Raw genomic sequence first — 22,088 nt, 5'->3', positions numbered from 1 at the left:
ACACTGAATTTTTATTGATACAGAATAGTTTAGCAGTTTCCCTCTGTGCTGGAAGCATCAGGGAAAGCCAGACCACGATAGACCTGAAGGTAGCAACAGGCTCCTCTCCATGTTCAGACCCTTATCATTTTATATAGGCTTGCGGTACACGGCGGCCAAGCGCCGGAATCACTTCATTTCCTTTATCTCCCTGACGTCGATGATTGGGTTGATGCTGGGTGTGGCGGTTCTGATTATCGTTCTTTCGGTGATGAATGGCTTTGACCGGGAGCTGAAGCAGAGAATTCTCGGCATGGTGCCCCACGCCACGATTCAGGGCACAGGCCCGCTGGATGACTGGCAAACCCTGGACGCGCAGGTCGAGGAACATCCTCGCGTGCTGGCAGCGGCTCCGTTTATTCAGGGGCAGGGCATGGTTACCGGCGGTGGAAATGTCCGCGGCGTGGTGCTGAATGGCATTCTTCCGGAGGAAGAGCGAACCGTCTCCATCATCGAAAATCACATGATCGAGGGACGGCTTGATGATCTGGTGTCCGGTGAGTTCGGAATTATCGTCGGTCGGCTGATGGCGGCCAGTCTGCGACTCCAGTTGGGTGACAAAGTAACCGTGGTGCTACCCGAGGCCTCCGTGACACCTGCCGGTGTTCTGCCGAGGCTCAAGCGATTTACCGTAAAGGGTGTGTTCAGTGTCGGAGCCGAGCTGGATGGTAATTACACCCTGATCCATATGGACGATGCCTCGAAACTTCTGCGTACCGGCGGCAAGGCGGAAGGAATCCGCTTGCTGGTGGATGACCTGTTTGCGGCCCCCCGGGTGGCTGAAGAGGTCGCGAAGAAGCTTCCGGGGCGTTACTACGTTTCGGACTGGACCCGAACCCACGGCAATCTGTTCCAGGCGATCCGCATGGAGAAAACCATGATCGGTCTGCTGCTTATGTTTATTGTCGCCGTGGCTGCGTTCAACATCGTGTCCACGCTGGTGATGGTTGTCACCGACAAAACCGGTGATATTGCTATTCTCAGAACCATGGGGGCGACCCCGGCCCGGATCATGCGAATTTTTATCGTTCAGGGTGCAGTGATTGGTATCTTCGGCACGGTCATAGGCACCTCACTGGGTGTGTTTGGTGCGCTCAATATCAGTGCCTTCATTTCCTGGCTTGAAGGCGCATTGGGGCACAAGTTTCTCAGTGCCGACGTCTATTTCATCAGTTACCTGCCTTCGCAGCTGCAGTGGCAGGACGTTTTCATAATCAGCGGAGCCGGCCTTGCCATGAGTCTTCTGGCGACCATCTACCCGGCCTGGCGGGCTTCGAGAGTGGATCCCGCGGAGGCGCTTCGCTATGAGTAAGGAACATTCGGTTATGGCGGATTCCCCCCTGGTGATTGACTGTCGGCAGGTGACCCGCACCTACAGTGAGGGTCCCGAAAAGCTGACAATTTTTTCGGATATTTCCCTGGAAGTGTCACCCGGAGAAACGGTAGCCATTGTAGGGAGCAGTGGCGCCGGTAAAACCACCCTGCTCAACCTGCTCGGCGGGTTGGACAAGCCGTCATCGGGCCAGATTTCCATCTGTGGCAAGGACATCCACCGGCTTTCCGAGGCCGGCCGCGCAAGGTTCCGTAACCGTTACCTTGGGTTTGTGTACCAGTTTCATCACTTGCTACCGGAATTCTCGGCACTGGAAAACGTCATGATGCCCTGCGTACTGGGTGGTATGTCGGTCGGGGATGCCCGAAACAAAGCGGAATCGATATTGAGCCGGGTTGGCCTCGCAGAACGCCTGAGCCATAAGCCTGGAGAACTGTCGGGCGGTGAGCGCCAGCGGGTTGCCATCGCCCGGGCGCTCGTTAACGAGCCGGATTGCGTACTGATGGATGAACCAACGGGCAATCTTGATGAGCATACGGGAGAAGGGGTCCGGTCGCTGATTGAATCGCTACGGGATCAGTTGGGTATTGCCTTTGTCATGGTGACTCATGATATGAAAATGGCCCGGAGTCTGGGGCGGGTATTACGGCTTGAACAGGGCCGGCTTATTCAGGAAGCCTGATCGGCCGCCCGGCGACGCTTCCGGCGATTGGACCGCCGCACCTGCCAGTCTGTGCGAATTTTCCGGCGCCACAGAAACTGGATGATCAGGTAAGCGACGCAGGCTGACACGGTGGCAACGATGAGGGACCCGAGATACAGGGGGATGCCGATGTCCATGAGCCGTTCACTGATCCAGGACCATGACAACTGAAACTCGAAACTGAGAACCGGACGGCTCAAGACCCAGGCCCCGACTTTATAATTGAAATAGAAAATCGGCGGCATGGTAACTGGATTGCTGATCCAGACCAGGACAACTGATAGCGGCAGATTGGCATTGAACCAGATCGCAAAAAATGCCGCGGCAAGCATCTGGAAGGGCATGGGTATGAAGCAGAACCAGATGCCGACGAGAAAGGCGCGGGCGACACTGTGGCGATTGATATGCCAGAGATTGGGTTCGTGAAGGATATCGCCCAGAAAGCTCAGCGACTGCATCGCTTGCACCTTCTCTGGTGAGGGCAGATAGCGTTTCATGAACTTCTTCGGCATTGGAAGTTCTGCCTTTAGACGGAGTTAAAATCCCGGCACATCGGATGTCGCCGGTGAATGTGACATACAGGAGGACAAGGATTGTCCGGAAGTCTGAATCGCTCGCCGTACCCGCCAGGAAGGCGCGGGGCCGCAGCCCTGGGCGTTATCGCCTTCTCTTGTGGCGTTATCTTACTGTATTGGCTGTCGATACTGCCACCTCCAGAATGGCTGGCTGTGTCCGGACTTCTGCTTTTTCTGGCCCTTTGCCGTACAAAGTCTGCGGTGACCCGCCAGTTGACAGTGCTGGCACTTGGCTTGTTGGTGGGGCTTTCCTGGGCAGCATGGCATGCCCGGAGCCGGCTTTCAGAAGTGTTGCCGCCGGAAGCCGAAGGGAAACGTCTGTCGGTATCCGGTTACCTGTGTGATATTCCGTCACCCGGGAGTTTCGACAGTTTGCGTTTCAGTTTCTGTGTTACCCGTTGGCATAACCTTCCCCCCGTTAACGTTCCGGGCACGCGCCCACCCGAGTTGCTTCGATTGGCCTGGTATGGTCATGCAGCAGAGGGGTTGCCGGGCGACCGTTTGCGCCTGGAGGTCAAGCTCAAAAGGCCACATGGAAACCTCAATCCGGTAGGCTTCCGGTATGAAGACTGGTTGTTCCGGAAAGGGTACCGGGCCACTGGAAGCGTTCGCAGTGTTCAGTCGGATCCAACCGTGAAGTGCTCCCTGCATTGCCAGTATCGCAGTGCGCACCGGTCACTGGGCGACTGGGTGCGGAACCGGTTCGGCGGTACCGAGCACTTCGCACTGGTTTCCTCGCTGTTGATCGGTCATCGCGGGTTCATGACACAGAAGCACTGGGACGTTCTGAAAGCAACGGGAACCATTCATCTGGTCGCGATCTCAGGTTTGCATCTGGGGTTGGTTGCTCTTGGAGTCGGTTTTTTGTGTCGGCGCCTCTTGCTGACCTGGCCGGCCCGATGCGTGAACGAGCGCAAGGGCCGCCGCATTGTCTTTGTTTCGGTGGTGGTCTGTTGCCTCGCCTACGCGCTCGCGGCCGGTTTTACCGTGCCCACCCGACGGGCACTGGTAATGGTGATCGCGGGCGGCTGGTTGCTTCTTTTGGCGCGGCAGTCTCCGGCCTGGCAACCGTTTCTGGTTGCTCTGGCGGTGGTGTTGCTGCTGGACCCTTTCGCACCCCTGGACCAGGGGTTCTGGTTATCGTTTGCTGCCGTTGCGGTACTCATCGCCGTGTTCTCAGCGCGGCTGACAGGAGCCGGCTGGCTGGGTAGCCTGTTGGTTGCCCAGATCTCGGTATTTGCCGGTTTATGGCCAGTTCTCGAAGCCTTCGGGCAGGGCCAGCCTCTGGTGGGGCTAGTGGCAAACCTGATTTCCATCCCCTGGGTGTCCCTGGTGGTTATGCCTCTTCTAATTGCGGGCGGTTTGATTACCGGCGTTCTTCCGGATGCGGCGAACATCTTAGGACCCGCCTTTGACCTGGTTCTGGATCTGCTCTGGCGTTTCCTGAGCTGGCTTGCCCGATGGCAGTTGCCCCAAATTTCTGCCAGCGCCGAGGAAATCGTGGCCTTGTCGATGCTGTTGGTCTTCATGGTGTTTGCGCCATTCACCGGGTTTCGGCTGGTGGCGGTCGTCTCGGCACTTGTGTGGCTGGGATTTTCTCCTTCGTCGGTACCGCAGAATCCACGCGTGGCTCAGCCGGAAATCCGGGTCTGGGATGTCGGGCAGGGTTTGTCTGTGCTTGTTCGTCATGGCCGGCAGGTCCTTGTCTACGACACAGGACCGGCTGTGCCCGGGATTTTCTCAGCCGTTGAATCAACGCTGTTGCCAAATCTTAAGGCGGAGGGCGTCCAGCGAATCGACACCCTGGTTTTGAGCCATGCCGACAATGATCATGCCGGCGGCGTATCAGAGCTCGCGGAGCAGATCGAAATTGGCCGTGTTGTGGCCGGTGAAATTGACGTAATGAGAAGTCGAATTCCCGATGTGCCCACCGCACCCTGTGATCAGGAAACCGAGACCCTTGGCGATCTGACCATCGACCACTGGCAGGGGCAGGGTGCTTCTGAAGGCAACGATGCGTCCTGTGTAATCCGGATCTATCATTCCGAATCGGGTACCGAATGGATACTGCCCGGCGATATCACCAGCCGCATGGAATCCCAGTACCTGGCCTATCTTTCTGCCAGCGGGACGTTGCGTCGTTCGGGTAGTCGAGTGGTCCTCGCTCCCCATCACGGTAGCAAAACATCCTCTTCCGAAGCGTGGGTTCAGGAGCTTGATCCTGACTGGGTAATCTACGCCGCCGGATACCGACACCGTTACGGTCATCCTCACCCAACGGTCACCGCCCGTTACAGGCGTTCAGGTGCCGCCTCGCTGAACACCGCCTGTTCGGGCAGCGTATTGATGACCATCACCGATAACCGGTTGGCATTAAAGGAAATGAGGAATGAGGGGCCGTTCTGGATCAGCGGCCCGGGGCTGACCCGTGACCAATGTAAAATACCGTGACATTCCAGGTGTGGCCTCCACGGGTAGCTATGCTAAAGTAGCGCGGCTTGCAAACAATCAGGGAGACCAAGCGTGTTCGAGCTGTTGAAAGCCGGTGGCATTCTGATGGTGCCAATTGTCGCGTGTTCCATTCTGGCGCTTGCCATCATCCTGGAACGTTTCTGGACGCTTCGTCCTACCAGAGTTGCACCGCCGCAGACCATTAACGAATTGTGGCGCTGGATCAAGAAAAAAGAACTGAATGGCAGGAAGCTGAAAGCCCTGCAGGGATCCTCTCCCCTGGGTCGGATTCTGGCCGGCGGCCTGATCAATGCCAAGCATGGCCGCGAAATCATGAAAGAGAGTATTGAACACGAGGCCAGTCAGGTGATCCATGATCTGGAGCGCTTTCTGAATCCGCTGGGCACCGTGGCCACCATCGCACCTCTGCTTGGGCTTCTGGGCACGGTCATCGGTATGATCAAGGTGTTTGCCGAGATTCAGCTTGCCGGTGTCGGCAACGCCGGCAACCTGGCCGGTGGTATTTCCGAGGCGCTGATTACCACGGCCGCCGGCCTGAGCGTGGCCATCCCGGCGTTGATCTGTCACCGCTACTTTATCCGCAGGGTAGATGAGCTGGTGGTCGGCATGGAGCAGGAAGCCATCAAGCTGGTTGAGGTTGTGCACGGAGACCGCGAAATCGACGTGGAAGGAGCCTGAACACCGTGAAGTTCAAGCGCCAGAGAAGCCAGGAAGTCGGGGTTGACCTGACACCACTGATCGATGTGGTGTTCCTGCTGCTTATTTTCTTTATGGTTTCCACAACCTTTACCCGGGAGAGCCACCTGCAGGTGGAACTGCCGGAGGCAAGCGGCGAACCCGCAGAGGCCTCGGAGGTGAAGCAGATTGACGTGGTAATCAATGCCGAAGGGCAGTACATCCTGAATGACCGCACGTTGGTCAATAACCGCCGTGAAACTCTCGAGCGAGGTGTGCGTGAGCTGGCTGAAGGTGACAGCTCGATGCCGTTTATTATCACGGCAGATGCCCGCACCCCCCACGAATTTGTGGTTCGTGCCATGGACGTCGCCGGCCGCCTCGGGTTTGCCAAGCTGAGCATTACCACAGAGCGGGAGGCTGAAAGTCAGTGAGGGTAACCGAGCCTTTGCCTGATCCATCTGCAGTGACGCCGGCCGGGAGCTGGGAAACCTACAAACGTCTGCTGGCCTACGTGAGACCTTTCATGCTGGCGTTCTCTCTGGCGGTGCTCGGCAACATTATCTACGCCGCGGCATCAACCGGTATGGCTGCTGCTATGGAATACGTGATTGCGGCCATTGAGAACCCCACCGAACAGAACCGCCTGATGCTTACCCTGGTCATCGTCGGGGTTTTTTCGTTCAGGGGGCTCGGCACTTTTCTGAGCCAGTATTTCATCAGCTATGTTGGCCGCCAAGTGATCAATGCGCTGCGCAATGATGTGTTCAATCGCCTGATGACACTGCCTTCCCGGTACTTTGATGACAACGCGGCCGGGCGCCTGGTATCCAAACTTACCTTTAACGTGGAGCAGGTAGCGGAGGCCACCACCAACGCGGTGACCATCACCCTCCGTGAAGGCCTGACTATCATCGGCCTGCTGGGCTATATGTTTTACACCAACTGGAAACTCACGCTGATTTTCCTGGCCGTCGGCCCGCTTATTGGCGCGGTGGTGAGCTATGCCAGCAAGCGTTTTCGCAAGATCAGTCAGCGTATTCAGGGTTCCATGGGCGACATCACCCATGTGGCGTCGGAGTCTATTTCCGGATACCGGGTCGTTCGAACTTTTGGCGGTGAAGACTACGAGCGCGAGCGTTTCCAAGAGGTTAATAATAAAAACCTCAAACAAAGTCTCAAGATGGCCTCGACCCAGGCGATCAGTATTCCGGTCATACAGGTTTTGGTGGCCATCGCCATTGCCGGGCTGGTCTGGATGATGCTGGCCCCGGAAATCCGGGGTGAAATGACAACCGGTCAGCTTGTGGCTTTCATCACGGCAGCCACCACCATGGCCAAACCCATCCGGCAGGTGACGTCTGTCCACGCCAAGATACAGAAAGGTGTGGCAGCGGCTTACGATGTGTTCGAAACGATTGATGAGCCACCGGAGCAGGACCCGGGTTCCTATTCTCCGAACCGAGTCGAAGGTGAGATTGAATTTGATGATGTGTCTTTTCGCTATCGCGACCAGCTCGACAATGTACTGGAAGGTATTTCACTGAAGATTCCTGCGGGGCAGAGCGTCGCGCTGGTCGGCCGCTCCGGAAGCGGCAAATCCACCCTGGTGAGTCTGTTGCCGAGGTTCTATGAATTTACCGGTGGTGATATCCGAATTGACGGTCATTCGCTGCGGGAGTTCTCGCTGAAGGCCTTGCGGGCCCAGATAGCGCTGGTCACCCAAAGCGTGGTGCTCTTCAATGACACCATTGCCGCCAATATCGGCTATGGCGCCCTTCGGCAGTGTAGTCGCGAGGAAATTCGTGAAGCGGCGGCCAAGGCCCATGCTCTTGAGTTCATTGACCGGATGCCCGAAGGCCTGGACACCATGATCGGTGATAACGGTGTGATGCTTTCCGGCGGCCAGCGCCAGAGGCTCGCCATTGCCCGGGCATTGCTCAAAAATGCGCCTGTTCTGATCCTGGATGAGGCCACCTCTGCGCTGGATACGGAATCCGAACGCCACATCCAGGACGCACTTGAAACTGTGATGCGGGGACGTACCACCCTGGTTATCGCTCACCGACTGTCCACCATCGAAAAGGCAGACCGGATTCTTGTGATGGAAAACGGCCGTATTGCTGAATCTGGCCGTCATGAGGAACTTCTTGCCACTGGTGGCGCCTACGCTCAATTGCACCAGATGCAGTTCAGCGAGCAGTCATGAGCTCGTTGGTAGATCGTCTCTGGTATGGCAGAAATCGTCCTCTGGGGTTTCTTGCACCTCTTTCCTGGCTATACCGCAACCTATCGGAAGCCCGCCGCCGCTCTGCGTGGGCGGCCCGTGATGCCTCGCTGCCGGTTCCGGTTGTGGTTGTCGGCAACATCACCGCAGGTGGTACCGGGAAATCGCCCCTGACGGCCTGGCTGGTTTCTGAACTGGTCCGAGACGGGTGGCGCCCGGTAATTCTCAGTCGCGGCTATGGCGGCAAGGCTGCTAACTACCCCCTGGAAGTGAACGCCGGGACCAGTCCCATGGAGGCCGGTGACGAACCTGTAATGCTGGCTATCAGCACCGGGTGCCCGGTTGTTGTGGACCCCCAGCGCCGGCGTGCGGCGGACTTTGCCCTGGGAGAAAATCTTGGAAACTTGCTGGTCTGCGATGACGGTCTCCAGCACTATAAGTTACCCCGGGATCTAGAGCTGGCGGTGTTCGATGGCAAACGGGGAATTGGCAACGGTGCCCTGATTCCGGTCGGACCATTGCGGGAACCGATCTCCCGGCTCGCCTCCGTGGATTTTGTTATTGTTAACGGAGCAGAGTATTCCGACCAGGCCATTGAGACTTTTGCCGGTATAGAGCACCCGGAGATTTATTCGATGGTACTCGAGCCCGGAGCCCTGGTTGATGTCAGGACTGGAAAATCCCGCCCTATCTCTGACCTGAAAGGTAAGCGCGTAAGGGCTGTGGCGGGAATCGGCAATCCGTCCCGCTTTTTCGATACACTCAGGGCACTGGGCGCTGTGGTTAACGAGGCAGCTTTTCCGGATCATCACCGCTTTCGCGCTGCCGACCTAAATGTCGGCGAGAATGAGCTGATCGTAATGACTGCGAAAGACGCGGTGAAATGCCGTGACTTTGCGCCTGACAACGCCTGGAGCCTGACGGTCGAGGCGAGGTTGCCTGACCGGTTCAGGGACGCTCTATTGGCACGGGTTCGCCAGTGCTCCGAACAGTTAACTTCTTGATATCGAGTGAGTAAGCACCATGGATAAAAAATTGTTGGCGATGCTGGCCTGTCCGGTCTGCAAGGGAGATCTGAAACTTAATGATGCCCGAACCGAGCTGGTCTGCTATCAGGATGCCATGGCCTTTCCGATCCGGGAGGGGATTCCGGTGATGCTGGCCAGTGAGGCCCGAACTCTCTCTACCGACGAGCGCCTGCACAAGCGTTAAAGTCAAAGGTCATCAGGATAGCTACATCATGTCTTTTACCGTTGTGATTCCGGCCCGATATGCCTCTACCCGCCTTCCCGGGAAGCCGCTGGCGGATGTCGCCGGAAAGCCCATGATTCAGCATGTCTGTGAGCGTGCCGGCGAAAGCCGGGCAGATCGGGTTGTTGTCGCCACCGATGATGAGCGTATCCGGAGCGTCTGCGAGGACTTCGGTGCTGAAGTGGTCATGACATCGCCAAACCATGCCAGCGGTACCGACCGGCTGGAAGAAGTAGCACGGGAGCTCGGTTTTGAGCCGGACCATCGTGTCGTTAACGTGCAGGGCGATGAGCCCCTGATTCCGCCGGAACTGATCAACCAGGTGGCGGACAATCTGGAGCTCTACCCGGAAGCCGCAATTGCGACCCTGTGTGAGCGGATCCACGACCCGGAGCAGGTTTTTAATCCCAACGTCGTGAAGGTGGTGTTTGATCGTCAGGGCATGGCCCATTATTTCAGCCGCGCGCCCATCCCCTGGGCCCGGGACCATTGGCAGGATGGTACACCGTTAACCGGTATCGACGTTTCCATGCCTGATAATATCGGTTATTTCCGGCACATCGGCATCTACGGTTATCGGGTCTCGGTACTGGGGCAGTTTGTCAATTGGGCGCCTGCGCCCACGGAGATGGCCGAGTCGCTTGAACAACTGCGAGCTCTGTATAACGGCGCCAGGATCCACGTGGATGTGGCGTCGGTGAAACCGCCCGCCGGCGTGGACACCGAGAGCGATCTGCAACGGTTGAGGCAATGGCTGGCAAGGAGGAGCAACGACAATGGCTGATCCGGTGAGGGTACTATTTGTTTGTCTGGGCAATATCTGTCGCTCTCCCAGTGCCGAGGGCGTCTTTCGTACCCTGGTTGAGCAGGCGGGCCTGGCTGACCAGATAGACATCGATTCCTGCGGTACTGGCCACTGGCACATTGGAAAAAGCCCGGACGCCCGGGCCCAGGAAGCGGCGCGACGGCGTGGCATTGATATCAGCGGCTTGCGGGCGCGCCAGTTCAGCCCCGAGGATCTGGACCGTTTCGACTACGTGCTGGTAATGGACCACCAGAATCTAGCGGATATCAAGGATGTCTGGCACCAGAACGGTGGAACCCGGCCGGTGTTGTTCCTGGAGTATGGTAGCTCGTTACAGGATGAAGTGCCGGATCCCTATTATGGTGGCGCAGACGGCTTTGAGGTGGTTCTGGATCTGATTCATGAAGCCGGAGAGGGATTGCTGGCCGATATCCGGAGGCGTCTGGCTTGAAACAGAAGCCGGAGATCCGAGAGAACGTCGAGCTTGAGGCGCTGAACACGCTTCATGTGGCTGCCCGGGCCCGTTTTTATGTGGAGGTTGAAAGTGCCGCCGAATTGGCCACGGCTTTGGACTGGGTAGCAAGTAGACATCATGAGCCCCTGATTCTCGGCGGTGGAAGCAATCTGGTGTTTGCCCGTGATTTCCAAGGGCTGGTTATTCGTATGGCCATTCGGGCGCGCCGCTGGGAGCGGGTGGTTGATCATCGGGCCACGCTGGTTCTGGGAGCCGGAGAAAACTGGCACGAAGCAGTCCTGTATGCTGCCAGAGCCGGTTATCGCGGTATAGAAAACCTGGCGCTGATTCCGGGAACGGCAGGTGCTGCCCCGGTCCAGAATATCGGCGCCTATGGGGTTGAACTGTGCGACTGTCTGGAATCGGTAAGGGCACTGGATCGCATCACCGGTGAGCTGGTTACTCTCGACAACGCCGAGTGTCGTTTCGCCTATCGCGATAGCCTGTTCAAGCACACCCCCGGCCGTTTCGTGATTACCGAAATCCGTCTGAGTCTGTCTCGTAACAAGCCGCTGACGCTCGGATATCGAGATCTTCGGGAATACCTGGGCGATACCCCGGAATCTGAGCTGGACCCCCTGGATGTAGCCGAGGCAGTTATGGCAATCCGGAGGCGAAAGCTTCCAGACCCGGCCATCATTCCCAACGCAGGCAGCTTCTTCAAGAATCCGGTGGTGGATACGGTGCAGTTCGAAGCACTCAGAACCCGCCACCCGGATATTGTCGGTTATCCTCAGGAGCACGGCGTTAAACTGGCGGCGGCCTGGCTGATTGACCAGTGTGGTTGGAAAGGTTTCCGGAACGCCCGGGTGGGTGTTCACAACCGTCAGGCGCTGGTTCTGATCAATCACTCCGGCGGGAGAGGGAGTGACATTCTGGCACTGGCAGAGGAGATCCGGAGATCTGTTGAGACGCGGTTCGGCGTTATTCTGGAAATGGAGCCCGGCATTGTTGCCGGGTCCGAGAGCCCCTGATGGAAACGGATTAGGAGCGCCGCCAGAGTGTCAGTCCGCCGCCTGGCGGGCTTTGATTAAAGCCCTTTACGAGGCGAAGCATTCACCAGGAAAGACAGCGCCTCAGCCACCGGAATATCCTGTTTTTCCTCATCCCTACGGCCCTTGTATTCAAGGGTGCCCGCGGCAAGGCCTCGTTCTGAAACCACGAACCGGTGCGGAATACCGATCAGTTCCATATCGGCAAATTTCACACCCGGGCGTTCGTTCCGGTCATCCAGCAGTACGTCGTAACCCGCCTGGCGCAGCTGTTCATACAATTTCTCACCGGCTTCGGCCACGGTGGGTGATTTGTGGGCATTGAGCGTGACGATGGCAACCTGGAACGGGGCAATGGCATCTGGCCAGATGATGCCCTTGGCGTCGTGGTTCTGTTCAATGGAAGCGGCGACGATCCGGGATACACCGACACCGTAGCAACCCATGTCCATGATCACGCTCTTGCCGTTCTCATCAAGAACCGTGGCGTTCATGGCCGTGCTGTATTTGTTGCCTAGCTTGAAAATGTGGCCGACCTCAATGCCCCTGCGGATCTCCAGGGTGCCCTTGCCGTCCGGGCTTGGGTCGCCTTCGACGACATTGCGGAGGTCTTCCACGCGGCCCAGCGGAGTGTCTCTTTCCCAGTTTACGCCGGTCAGGTGGAAACCGTCCCGGTTAGCACCACAGACAAAGTCCGCCAGGTGAGCGGCACTGCGATCAACAATCACTGGCACGTTCAGTTTGACCGGGCCAATGGAGCCGGCTTTGCAGCCGATGGCCTGTTCAATTTCCTCGTCTGTGGCCATGGTGAGAGGCTCGGCAACACCTGAAAGATTCTCGGCCTTGATCTCGTTCAGAGAGTGGTCTCCCCGGAGAATCAGTGCCACCAGTCCTGAGTGACCTTCTTTGTCAGCTTCAGCCTTGACCAGAAGTGTCTTGACGGTGCGTGTGGCATCAATATCCAGGAGGGCAGAGATGGCCTCAATGGTTCTCTGATCCGGAGTGGCAATTTCTTTCATTTCTTCTGCAGGTGCAGGGCGCTCGCCGGCGGGTGCCAGAGCTTCTGCCTTTTCAATGTTGGCAGCGTAGTCGCTATCGGTGCTGAAGACGATGTCGTCCTCACCGGAAGAGGCAAGCACGTGGAATTCATGGGAGGCGCTGCCGCCAATGGCGCCCGAGTCTGCCTGTACAGGGCGGTAATCCAGCCCCAGGCGGTCGAAGATCGCGCAGTAGGTGCGATGCATGAGCTGGTACGTCTCTTCCAGCGATTCGGCGTTAATATGGAAAGAATAGGCGTCTTTCATGATGAATTCCCGGGCACGCATTACGCCGAACCGGGGGCGGCGCTCATCCCGGAATTTGGTCTGGATCTGATAGAAGTTGGCCGGTAGTTCCTTGTAGCTGCTGAGCTCGTTGCGGACGAGGTCAGTAATGACCTCTTCATGGGTCGGACCAAAACAGAATTCCCGGCCGTGACGGTCCTTCATCCGCAGCAGTTCGCCGCCGTACTGGGTCCAGCGGCCGGATTCCTGCCACAGTTCTGCGGGCTGAACAGCCGGCATCAGCACTTCCTGGGCACCGCTCTTGTCCATCTCTTCACGAACAATCCGTTCAACCTTGCGCAGGGTCCGCAGCCCCATCGGCAGCCAGGTGTATAACCCGGCAGCCAGTTTGCGGATCATGCCGGCACGCAACATCAGCTGATGGCTGATGATTTCTGCGTCGGCGGGGGTCTCTTTCTGGGTGGCAATCAGGTAACGGCTTGCTCGCATCGTTTCTTCCGTTTGTCAGAAATCTGAAGTGTTAGACTAATGGACAGTCGGCGGTTGGCCCGCCGTAGCCTTTATTTGTCGTAAAGTGGCCTTTATTGTACGGAGCCTGCTGCACAAGGTACAGATGATGACAGTCGAATCTATTGATGTTGCACCGCGGCGACGGCCGGTCCAGGCTCGCAGCCGCGAACGGGTCGATACCATTCTCAGTCACGCTGCTGCGATTTTTCACGAGGTGGGCGTGGATGCCGCCAGCATGTCTGCCATTGCCCGCCAGTCGGGCATGTCCCTGGCCTCCCTGTACCGGTATTTCCCCAACAAGGCGGCGATCGTTCATGCCATCGCTGAACAGCATGTGGAGAAGATGGAACGGGCCCTTCGGGAGCGGCTTCAGCAGCTGGGCCTGATCGACGCGGTGGACGTTCTGATTGACGAGTTTTACAAGTTCTACCGCACCGAACCGGCCTACTCGGCGATCTGGAGCGGGGTGGAGGCCATGCCGGAACTGCGGGACCTGGACCTGAGAGAGCTTTACAGCAACGCCAAGGATCTGGACGCGCGCCTGAAAGAGCAGTGCCCGCAGATTCCAGATGACCGACGCTGGACCGCAAGCCTGCTTTTACCGAGGGCTGCCGGGACCATTTTACGCCTGGCCGTGACCCTGCCCGAAGATCAGGCCCGGCAGTTGGTGGAAGAGCTCAAGTGCATGGCCCGAGCCTATGTTCGCGAGCTGGTGTCCTGATTCAGGACAGGTAGCCCAGGGGCAGGGCGGTACTGTCTATCACCCGTCGAAGCACAAAGCTTGAATGCACCCCGCTGACCCCCTGAATACGGGTGATCCGGTTCAGCAGGAAGTGGTGGTAGTGATCCATATCCGGAACCACAACCTTGAGCATGTAATCGGCATCCTGACCGGTGATGAGGTAGCACTCCTGAACTTCCGGGTACTCAGCGACCTGTTCTTCAAAGGCCGCAAAGCGCTCGGGCGTGTGGCGGTCCATGCCAATCAGGATGATTGCCGTCAGCGACAGGCCTAGCTTTTTGTGGTCCAGAACGGTGACTGTCCTTACGATTATGCCCGCATCCTCAAGGGCCCGAACCCGGCGAAGGCAGGGCGAGGGAGATAGTCCAACCTTTTCCGCCAGTTCCTGGTTGGTCAGAGAGCCGTCGTTCTGGACCTGCTCGAGAATTCGCCGGTCGATTTTGTCAATTTTGATGAGGGTTTTCTGATTGGTCGACATAAAATTCCAAATTTCATAAAATATTGGCAATTAATGAGTTAGAAATTACGCTTTCCACCAAAACTTCGCAATCAAATATCGGCCTTATCGCGTTAGGCTGTATGCATTGAGAATTTCACCCCCGAAACCGCAAGGAATCACACGCATGGCTTTCGATCATCGCAAATACGTTGCGTTCAAACCTGTTGCCAAAACGAATCGCCGGTGGCCCGACAAGGTCATCGAGAAAGCACCGACCTGGTGTGCGGTAGACCTTCGGGACGGCAATCAGGCGCTGGTCAAGCCCATGACAGTTGCCCAGAAGCAGCGGATGTTCGATTTGCTGGTCAAACTGGGCTTCAAGGAAATTGAAATCGGTTTTCCGGCCGCAAGTCAGCCGGACTTTGATTTCTGCCGCAAGCTGATCGAAGAAAACCGAATCCCCGAGGATGTGAAAATCCAGGTGCTGACCCAGGCCCGTCCGGAATTGATCGAGCGGACCTACGAAGCGCTTGCGGGCGCCCGCAAAGCCGTCGTGCATGTCTATAACTCCACATCCACCGTCCAGAGGGAGCAGGTATTCGGGCTGGATCGGGATGGTATCCGTGACATTGCGGTGAGCGGCGCGAAGGTGGTCAAAGACATAGCGGCACGCCATCCGGAAACGGAATGGACGTTCCAGTATTCCCCGGAAAGTTTCACCGGAACCGAGCTGGACTTTGCCGCCGAAGTGATTGATGCAGTGAGCGACGTCTGGCGCCCGGACCAGGGCCAGCCGATGATCATCAACCTCCCCGCGACCGTTGAAATGGCGACTCCCAATGTGTTTGCCGACCAGATTGAATGGATCTGCGACAACATCAAGCGTCGGGAACACATCAGTATCAGCGTGCACACCCACAACGACCGTGGCTGCGCGGTGGCAGCCGCCGAACTTGCGGTCATGGCCGGTGCTGACCGGGTTGAGGGTACCCTGATGGGTAACGGTGAGCGTACAGGTAACATGGACCTGGTCACCATGGCCATGAACCTCTATTCCCAGGGTATTGATCCGACTCTGGATCTGTCCGGAATGGCAGAGATCAGTGAGGTTGTCGAAGCCTGTACCGAAATCTCCACCCATCCCCGACACCCCTACGCCGGCGAGCTGGTGTTCACCGCCTTTTCTGGCAGCCATCAGGACGCTATTCGCAAGTGTCTGGCGCGCAGGAAGGAGGGTGAGACCTGGAATGTGGCCTACCTGCCCATTGATCCGTTTGATGTTGGCCGTCGCTACGAGGAGGTTGTGCGCATTAACAGCCAGTCTGGCAAGGGCGGTGTCGCCTATGTGCTGGAGCGGGATTACAACATCAGTCTGCCGCGCTGGCTGCAGATTGAGTTCAGCAAGGTGGTGCAGAGAGAAGCGGAAACCAATGGTGGTGAGATTGATTCACTGACCATTCACCGGCTGTTCGAGGACCGTTACCTGAAGGTTCATACGGACTGGGCATTGAGGTCCTATGATCTGCACCGGGATGAAGAGGGCGTTCGCGCCGAAGTCTCCGTTGGCAGTGAGTCTGCACCGGTGCGCCTGGACGGCCGCGGCCTGGGTGCCGTGGAGGCAGTGTCGGAAGCCCTCGAAAGCCGGTTCGGTATCTCGATTGCCGTCGAAGCCTATGACGAGTTTGCCCTGGGCGAAGGTACCAACGCCAATGCCCTGGCCTGTATCCGGCTGACCGCGAATGGCGAGCATTGCAGTGCGGCGGCATTGGCGGAAGATACCACCTCCGCGACCCTGCAGGCGCTGTTCTCGGCCGTAGCGCAGGCGGTGGGAATCGAAATGCCGGAGCCGGCAAGGGAAGCTGAGGTTGCGGGCGCTTGAGCGATGCCCGTGGCTAAAACGACACAAGCCGGCACGAGTGCCGGCTTGTTACTTTTCCGATGCCCGTGAGGGGCAAAGGACGGAGCGTTCCCCCTCAGACCGGGGTTACGTTTTCCGCCTGGGGACCTTTCGGGCCCTGGGTCACGGTGAACTGTACCTGCTGGCCTTCGGTCAGGGTACGGAAACCGCTTGAGTTGATTGCGCTGTAGTGAACAAACACGTCAGTGCCACCGTCCTGAGCGATGAAACCAAAGCCTTTGGACTCGTTAAACCACTTAACGTGGCCAGTTTTAGTATCGGACATTGATCTTTCCTGTCTTTCTGTAATTTGCCCTCACGGGACCTTCAAATTCCATGTGGAACCGGTGCTGAGAAATCCAGAGAGTACTGAGGAAAGGGGCAACGAAGAGCACTTCGGCAGGACGTTGAAACGCATTCACCAAATACCGCTGTATTTTCACAGCAATTTCAGTATAGACCGAGATTGGGGGGCGTCAACGAAATTTTTAAACCTTTCAAGTAGCTTTAAATCTGCGTAAAAACAAAGGTTTGTGGTTCAGGGCATAAAAAGCCGCCGTCCCCGGTTTGACCGGGGACGGGTATTGGTTGCAGGTAATTCCGCTAGTGGCGGAATTGCTCGCTGATTTCTTCCAGTATGGCCGGATCGTCAATGGTGCTGGGAATGGCGTATTCCTCACCATCTGCAATCTGCCGGATCACCCGCCGCAGAATCTTGCCAGAGCGGGTTTTCGGCAGGCGATCAACCACCAGAGCCCGGCGGAAACAGGCAATGGCGCCGATCTTGTCGCGCACCATTTCCACCAGTTCGTCTTCCAGCTCATCGTGGTCGATCGTCGCGCCATCCTTGATCAGCACCAGACCGACGGGGATCTGCCCCTTCATGTCATCGTGGGCCCCCACCACGCAGCATTCTGCAATGGCCGGGTGGGAAGCCACCACTTCTTCCATCTCACCGGTAGACAGGCGGTGGCCGGCGACGTTGATCACATCATCCGTGCGCCCCATGACGAATACATAGCCATCGTCATCAATGAAGCCGCCGTCGCCGGAACTGTAAAATCCGGAAATGGGCTCCAGATAGGTTTTTCGGAAGCGTTCGTCGTCGCCCCACACTGTCATCATGCAGCCAGGTGGCAGAGGCAGCTTCACGGCAATCTGCCCCTGTTCGCCCGCTGGCATCTGTCTGCCGTTCCTGTCTACCACCTGAACGTTGTAACCGGGTGACGGCACAGTCGCGGAGCCCGGCTTGGTGGCCATCATTTCGATGCCGACCGGATTGCAGCAAATAGCCCAGCCGGTCTCGGTCTGCCACCAGTGATCGAGAACGGGCAGGCCAGTATGTTCTTTGAGCCATTCGTACGTCGCCGGATCAAGCCGTTCACCGGCCAGGAACAATCGCTTCAGCGAGCTGATGTCGTAGCGGGACAGCTGGTCCGCCTCAGGGTCTTCCTTGCGAACTGCGCGGAATGCCGTCGGTGCGGTGAACAGCATGTCTACCTTATGATCCTGAACCACTCGCCAGAATGCCCCGGCATCGGGCGTTTTTACCGGTTTGCCTTCGTAGAGAATGCTGGTACAGCCGGCAAAAAGCGGGGCATAAACGATATAGCTGTGGCCGACGACCCAGCCCACATCCGAGGCGGCCCAATAGACATCGCCAGGCTTCGCGTCATACACCAGATTCATGCTGTAGTTCAGGGCAACGGCATGGCCGCCATTGTCCCGAACCACGCCTTTCGGCTTGCCGGTGGTGCCTGACGTATAGAGGATATAGAGAGGATCAGTTGACTTGACGGGCACCGGGTCAGCCGGTTCTGCAGCCGCCATCACTCTATTCCAGTCGAAGTCACGGCCCTGGATGAGATCGGCCGTGGCCTGGGGGCGCTGGTAGACTATGCACGTTTCAGGTTTGTGGTTCGCCTCGTCGATGGCCTTGTTAACAAGGGGCTTGTATTCGATGACTCGGCTCACTTCGATGCCGCAGGACGCGGTGATAACCGCTTTCGGTGTGGCGTCATCAATGCGAACCGCCAGTTCATGGGCGGCGAAACCGCCGAACACCACCGAGTGAATGGCCCCGATACGTGCGCAGCCCAGCATTGCAATAACGGCTTCAGGAATCATCGGCATGTAGATGATCACCCGGTCGCCTTTGGTGATGCCACGATCCTTGAGGGCGCCCGCGAAACGGGCCACTTCGTCGGTGAGTTCGCTGTAGGTATAGGAACGGGTGGTGTTGGTGACCGGTGAGTCGTAGATCAGAGCTTTCTGATCACCCCGGCCAGCCCGGATGTTGGCATCCAGCGCCACGTCACAGGTGTTCAGGGTGCCGTCGGGGAACCACTGCCCGTGGCCATTGTCAGTCGGCTGCCAGATGGTCTTCGGCGGTTCGATCCAGTCAATTTTTTCCGCCTGTTCACGCCAGAAGTCGTCCGGGTTGTGTATCGACCGCCGGAACTCTGAGTGGTAGTCCATAAATTCCACCTCATCGTGCCTGTTGTTGTTTTAATACGTTTCTTGACAACTTTAGGCCGTTTGAAATCATGGACTAGTAGACCATTGGCTTAGTCTGGCGCGTTTATGGGCCAGTTTCCTCAGAAGATTTGACCGACGTCACCTTTGCCGTCAACTCACCCCTGGCAACCCGCGCAAAAATGGTCTGCCCGGCGCTGATAACCGATGCATCCCGGACGATCCTGCCATCCGCATCCCGAACGATGGCGTAGCCTCTGCCAAGAGTCGCCAGAGGGCTTACAACGTTGAGGGTCTGGGCCGCGTGTTCAAGATTTTCCCGGCGATATCGGAGGCCTTGTTGCATCACCGAGACCAGGCGCTCCGTGATGCGCTTCGTCGCCTCCTGGCTTTGCGAGAGCTGTCGGCGAGGTGATTGCATCACCAGCCTCTGGCGCAGGTGGTCGTTCCGGATACTTACCGTGTTCAAGCGCTGGCGGATGGCCTTTTCAAGCCTCAACTCAAGCTCATCCATACGCTGGGCCTTTTCAAGCAGCTCCCGCCTCGGATCCCGAAGGCGCGCGCTCAGGTGTGCGAGCTGGGTACCGAGGCGTTTCAGGGCAAGTCCCACGGCATTGGAGAGCCGGAATTCCCGTTCACGGAGCTGCTTCAGCCAGTCAGACTGATCCGGTGAGATCTTTTCGGCGGCGGCGGAGGGCGTCGGGGCCCGCAGATCGGCGACGAAGTCGGCAATGGTGACATCCACTTCGTGACCAACCGCGCTGACGGTGGGGATGGTGCAGGCGGCAATAGCCCGGGCCACGGCTTCTTCGTTGAAGCACCAGAGGTCCTCCAGCGATCCGCCTCCCCGGCCGATGATCAGTACATCGGCAACGCCGTGGGTCTGGGCCCGTTCAATGGCGCGGACAATGTCGGCGGTTGCTGCCTTGCCCTGAACGGCGGTTGGATACAGGGTAACCGGAATGGCCGGGCAGCGACGTGCCAGTACCGTGAGGATGTCGTGGATGGCGGCGCCGGTCGGCGAGGTAACCACGCCAATGTGCTTCGGTAGTGAGGGCAGCGGTTTTTTCCGGGCGTTATCGAACAGGCCTTCGGCGAGCAGTTTGCGCTTGAGTTCTTCAAAGGCCTGCTGCAGTGCGCCGAGACCGGCCGGCTCCATATGCTCGACGATAATCTGGAAGTCGCCCCGGTTCTCGTAGAGCGTGACTTTGCCGCGAATGCGTACCTGGTCACCTTCTTTGGGCAAGGTACGGATTCTCTGGTTCAAACCGCGGAACATGGCGCAACGGACCTGGCATTTGCGGTCCTTGAGGGAAAAGTACCAATGCCCGGAGGAGGGGCGGGAAAATCCTGACAGTTCACCTTCCACCCACACCTGCATGAAGCTGGATTCCAGCAGGTGCCTGGCCTGGTGATTGAGTTCGCTGACGCTGAGTGCCCGAGGGCGAGTGTCCTGAAAGGCGGGTGTCACCGGTCTGGCTCCATCGTTTTGCATACGCAATAGCCGAAAAGTGGGAGGGTAAAAATAGCGAAATTTCAAAAAGATGCAATCGCACGTTAAAAACAGCGCGGTTTACTGTCCCAGAGAGCCCCTTTATAATAGATCGATTAAGGATTTTGCTTTGTTGTACCGCCGCGGGTACAGCACGGAAATTCCCAACTTAGCACGTTCAAAAGGCGGATCCCAATGCTGCGAATTGCCGAAGAAGCCCTCACATTTGATGACGTTCTGCTGGTTCCCGGATATTCAGAAGTTCTTCCCCATGAGGTCAGCCTGAAGACCCAGTTGACCAAAGGAATTACCCTGAACATTCCGCTTGTGTCTTCTGCAATGGACACGGTTACTGAGGCAGATCTGGCTATCGCCATGGCCCAGGAAGGCGGAATTGGCATCATGCACAAGAACATGACTGTTGAGCAGCAGGCAGCAGCGGTTCGGAAGGTCAAGAAGTTCGAAAGCGGCGTGGTCAAAGATCCGATCACCGTGACACCGAATACCACCGTCCGCGAATTGGTGGATATCACCATGGCGAACAATATTTCTGGCCTGCCAGTGGTCAATGGTCGCGATTTGCTGGGCATCGTCACCGGCCGGGACATCCGCTTCGAAAGCCGAATGGATACCCCGGTGCAGGACATCATGACGCCCAAGGATAAGCTGGTTACTGTGAAAGAAGGGGCGTGCCTTGATGATGTCAAGGAACTGCTGCACCGCCACCGCATTGAAAAGGTTCTGGTAGTCAATGACAATTTCGAGCTGCGTGGACTGATCACCGTCAAGGACATCCAGAAGGCCAAGGACTACCCGTTGGCCAGCAAGGATGACCAGGGCCGGTTGCGTGTCGGCGCCGCTGTCAGTACTGGCGGAGACACAGAGGCGCGGATTACCGCGCTGGCAGAGGCCGGCGTGGATGTACTCGTGGTTGATACCGCCCACGGTCATTCAAGGGGTGTGATCGAGCGTGTTCGCTGGGTCAAACAGAACTTTCCGGAGGTTCAGGTGATTGGCGGTAACATCGCGACGTCCCAGGCGGCTATCGCTCTGGCGGACGCAGGTGCTGACGCGGTGAAGGTGGGTATTGGCCCCGGCTCTATCTGTACCACCCGTATAGTCGCCGGGATCGGCGTGCCACAGATTTCGGCGGTGTCGAATGTGGCGGCCGCCCTGAAGGAACGCGGTGTGCCGTTGATTGCCGACGGTGGCATACGATTCTCCGGTGATATCGCCAAGGCCATCGCTGCCGGTGCTCATTGCGTCATGATCGGCAGCCTGCTGGCGGGTACTGATGAGGCTCCAGGCGAAGTCGAGCTGTTTCAGGGCCGCAGCTATAAGGCCTACCGTGGTATGGGCTCAATCGGCGCCATGGGGCAGGGCTCCAGCGACCGTTATTTCCAGGATGCCAGCAAGGGAATCGAAAAGTTGGTGCCCGAGGGCATTGAAGGCCGTGTCGCGTGCAAGGGGCCAATGCGAAACATTGTTCACCAGCTGATTGGCGGACTTCGTGCTGCGATGGGCTACACCGGGAGCGGCACAATGGAAGAGATGCGTACCAAGCCGGAATTTGTCCGCATCACCAACGCCGGCATGCGTGAGAGTCACGTTCATGATGTGACCATTACCAAAGAAGCGCCAAATTACCGTATCGGTTAACCATC

General features: G+C 57.6%; 20 protein-coding genes. 14 read left to right on the top strand and 6 right to left on the bottom strand.

Annotation, left to right across the window (positions count from 1 at the left end; genetic code table 11):
- The first annotated feature begins 109 nt into the window (after nucleotides 1-109).
- Together ACN0XM_RS10730 and lolD are read left to right on the top strand one after the other, a co-directional pair.
- Entirely contained in the window at nucleotides 110-1,351 is a 1,242-nt protein-coding gene (locus ACN0XM_RS10730; RefSeq protein WP_417566924.1) for a lipoprotein-releasing ABC transporter permease subunit, read from the top strand.
- 13 nt (nucleotides 1,352-1,364) lie between these two features.
- Nucleotides 1,365-2,054 carry a lipoprotein-releasing ABC transporter ATP-binding protein LolD gene (gene lolD / locus ACN0XM_RS10725; protein WP_417567089.1) on the top strand — a complete coding sequence of 230 codons (690 nt, stop codon included), beginning with the start codon at nucleotides 1,365-1,367 and terminating at the stop codon, nucleotides 2,052-2,054.
- On the opposite strand, the gene ACN0XM_RS10720 is transcribed toward lolD, so the two are convergent.
- Nucleotides 2,042-2,587: a DUF2062 domain-containing protein gene (locus ACN0XM_RS10720; protein WP_417566923.1), complete on the bottom strand. Its 546-nt coding sequence runs from the start codon at nucleotides 2,585-2,587 to the stop codon at nucleotides 2,042-2,044. The genes lolD and ACN0XM_RS10720 overlap by 13 nt on opposite strands.
- Nucleotides 2,588-2,668: 81 nt before the next feature.
- Here ACN0XM_RS10720 and ACN0XM_RS10715 point away from each other — a divergent pair, with 81 nt between their 5' ends.
- The 9 genes from ACN0XM_RS10715 (at nucleotide 2,669) to murB (ending at nucleotide 11,568) form a co-directional block, all read left to right on the top strand.
- The gene (locus ACN0XM_RS10715) at nucleotides 2,669-5,101 is read left to right on the top strand and encodes a DNA internalization-related competence protein ComEC/Rec2 (protein WP_417566922.1); all 2,433 of its coding nucleotides are present in this window, start codon (nucleotides 2,669-2,671) and stop codon (nucleotides 5,099-5,101) included.
- Nucleotides 5,102-5,173: 72 nt separating this feature from the next.
- On the top strand, nucleotides 5,174-5,800 hold the full coding sequence (locus tag ACN0XM_RS10710; RefSeq protein WP_417566921.1) for a MotA/TolQ/ExbB proton channel family protein: 627 nt from the start codon (nucleotides 5,174-5,176) through the stop codon (nucleotides 5,798-5,800).
- Nucleotides 5,801-5,805: 5 nt separating this feature from the next.
- Complete coding sequence (locus ACN0XM_RS10705; RefSeq protein ID WP_417566920.1) at nucleotides 5,806-6,231, top strand: ExbD/TolR family protein; 426 nt, start codon at nucleotides 5,806-5,808, stop codon at nucleotides 6,229-6,231.
- Nucleotides 6,232-6,323: 92 nt separating this feature from the next.
- Nucleotides 6,324-8,006 carry a lipid A export permease/ATP-binding protein MsbA gene (gene msbA, locus ACN0XM_RS10700; protein WP_417567088.1) on the top strand — a complete coding sequence of 561 codons (1,683 nt, stop codon included), beginning with the start codon at nucleotides 6,324-6,326 and terminating at the stop codon, nucleotides 8,004-8,006.
- Nucleotides 8,003-9,028, top strand: coding sequence for a tetraacyldisaccharide 4'-kinase (lpxK, locus tag ACN0XM_RS10695; RefSeq protein WP_417566919.1), 1,026 nt, complete (start codon nucleotides 8,003-8,005; stop codon nucleotides 9,026-9,028). The genes msbA and lpxK overlap by 4 nt, the downstream gene beginning before the upstream one ends.
- 19 nt (nucleotides 9,029-9,047) lie before the next feature.
- A complete protein-coding gene (locus ACN0XM_RS10690; protein ID WP_099616522.1) occupies nucleotides 9,048-9,236 on the top strand; it encodes a Trm112 family protein in 189 nt (62 codons plus the stop codon).
- A 28-nt stretch (nucleotides 9,237-9,264) separates the two neighbouring features.
- Nucleotides 9,265-10,059, top strand: coding sequence for a 3-deoxy-manno-octulosonate cytidylyltransferase (kdsB, locus tag ACN0XM_RS10685; protein WP_417566918.1), 795 nt, complete (start codon nucleotides 9,265-9,267; stop codon nucleotides 10,057-10,059).
- Nucleotides 10,052-10,531 (top strand): low molecular weight protein-tyrosine-phosphatase, encoded by a 480-nt coding sequence (locus ACN0XM_RS10680; protein ID WP_417566917.1) that lies wholly within the window; start codon nucleotides 10,052-10,054, stop codon nucleotides 10,529-10,531. Before kdsB ends, ACN0XM_RS10680 begins: the two co-directional genes overlap by 8 nt.
- A complete protein-coding gene (gene murB / locus ACN0XM_RS10675; RefSeq protein ID WP_417566916.1) occupies nucleotides 10,528-11,568 on the top strand; it encodes a UDP-N-acetylmuramate dehydrogenase in 1,041 nt (346 codons plus the stop codon). The genes ACN0XM_RS10680 and murB overlap by 4 nt, the downstream gene beginning before the upstream one ends.
- Before the next feature lie 56 nt (nucleotides 11,569-11,624).
- Here the strand turns inward: murB and ACN0XM_RS10670 are convergent, their stop codons facing one another.
- Nucleotides 11,625-13,358 (bottom strand): proline--tRNA ligase, encoded by a 1,734-nt coding sequence (locus ACN0XM_RS10670; protein WP_417566915.1) that lies wholly within the window; start codon nucleotides 13,356-13,358, stop codon nucleotides 11,625-11,627.
- A gap of 127 nt (nucleotides 13,359-13,485) precedes the next feature.
- Here ACN0XM_RS10670 and ACN0XM_RS10665 point away from each other — a divergent pair, with 127 nt between their 5' ends.
- Nucleotides 13,486-14,100, top strand: coding sequence for a TetR/AcrR family transcriptional regulator (locus ACN0XM_RS10665; RefSeq protein WP_417567087.1), 615 nt, complete (start codon nucleotides 13,486-13,488; stop codon nucleotides 14,098-14,100).
- A 1-nt stretch (nucleotide 14,101) separates the two neighbouring features.
- Here the strand turns inward: ACN0XM_RS10665 and ACN0XM_RS10660 are convergent, their stop codons facing one another.
- The gene (locus tag ACN0XM_RS10660; protein WP_417566914.1) at nucleotides 14,102-14,599 is read right to left on the bottom strand and encodes an Lrp/AsnC family transcriptional regulator; all 498 of its coding nucleotides are present in this window, start codon (nucleotides 14,597-14,599) and stop codon (nucleotides 14,102-14,104) included.
- A 145-nt stretch (nucleotides 14,600-14,744) separates the two neighbouring features.
- Between ACN0XM_RS10660 and leuA the strand changes: the two genes are divergently transcribed.
- Nucleotides 14,745-16,439, top strand: coding sequence for a 2-isopropylmalate synthase (gene leuA, locus ACN0XM_RS10655; protein WP_417566913.1), 1,695 nt, complete (start codon nucleotides 14,745-14,747; stop codon nucleotides 16,437-16,439).
- Between the two features lie 94 nt (nucleotides 16,440-16,533).
- Here the strand turns inward: leuA and ACN0XM_RS10650 are convergent, their stop codons facing one another.
- The 3 genes from ACN0XM_RS10650 to xseA all read right to left on the bottom strand — a co-directional run bounded on the left by ACN0XM_RS10650 (nucleotide 16,534) and on the right by xseA (nucleotide 20,427).
- Nucleotides 16,534-16,743 carry a cold-shock protein gene (locus ACN0XM_RS10650; protein WP_099616515.1) on the bottom strand — a complete coding sequence of 70 codons (210 nt, stop codon included), beginning with the start codon at nucleotides 16,741-16,743 and terminating at the stop codon, nucleotides 16,534-16,536.
- Between the two features lie 317 nt (nucleotides 16,744-17,060).
- Complete coding sequence (locus ACN0XM_RS10645) at nucleotides 17,061-18,935, bottom strand: propionyl-CoA synthetase (RefSeq protein ID WP_417566912.1); 1,875 nt, start codon at nucleotides 18,933-18,935, stop codon at nucleotides 17,061-17,063.
- Between the two features lie 103 nt (nucleotides 18,936-19,038).
- Nucleotides 19,039-20,427, bottom strand: a complete 1,389-nt coding sequence (xseA, locus tag ACN0XM_RS10640; protein WP_417566911.1) for an exodeoxyribonuclease VII large subunit — start codon at nucleotides 20,425-20,427, stop codon at nucleotides 19,039-19,041.
- A 192-nt stretch (nucleotides 20,428-20,619) separates the two neighbouring features.
- On the opposite strand from xseA, the gene guaB reads away from it, so the two are divergent.
- Nucleotides 20,620-22,083: an IMP dehydrogenase gene (guaB, locus tag ACN0XM_RS10635; RefSeq protein WP_417566910.1), complete on the top strand. Its 1,464-nt coding sequence runs from the start codon at nucleotides 20,620-20,622 to the stop codon at nucleotides 22,081-22,083.
- Nucleotides 22,084-22,088: the final 5 nt, after the last annotated feature.

The sequence above is a fragment of the Marinobacter sp. genome, from assembly GCF_048269445.1.
Classification (GTDB): Bacteria; Pseudomonadota; Gammaproteobacteria; order Pseudomonadales; family Oleiphilaceae; genus Marinobacter.
The sequence above is the reverse complement of the archived record's forward strand: the minus strand, read 5'-3'. Positions and strand labels throughout refer to the sequence as shown.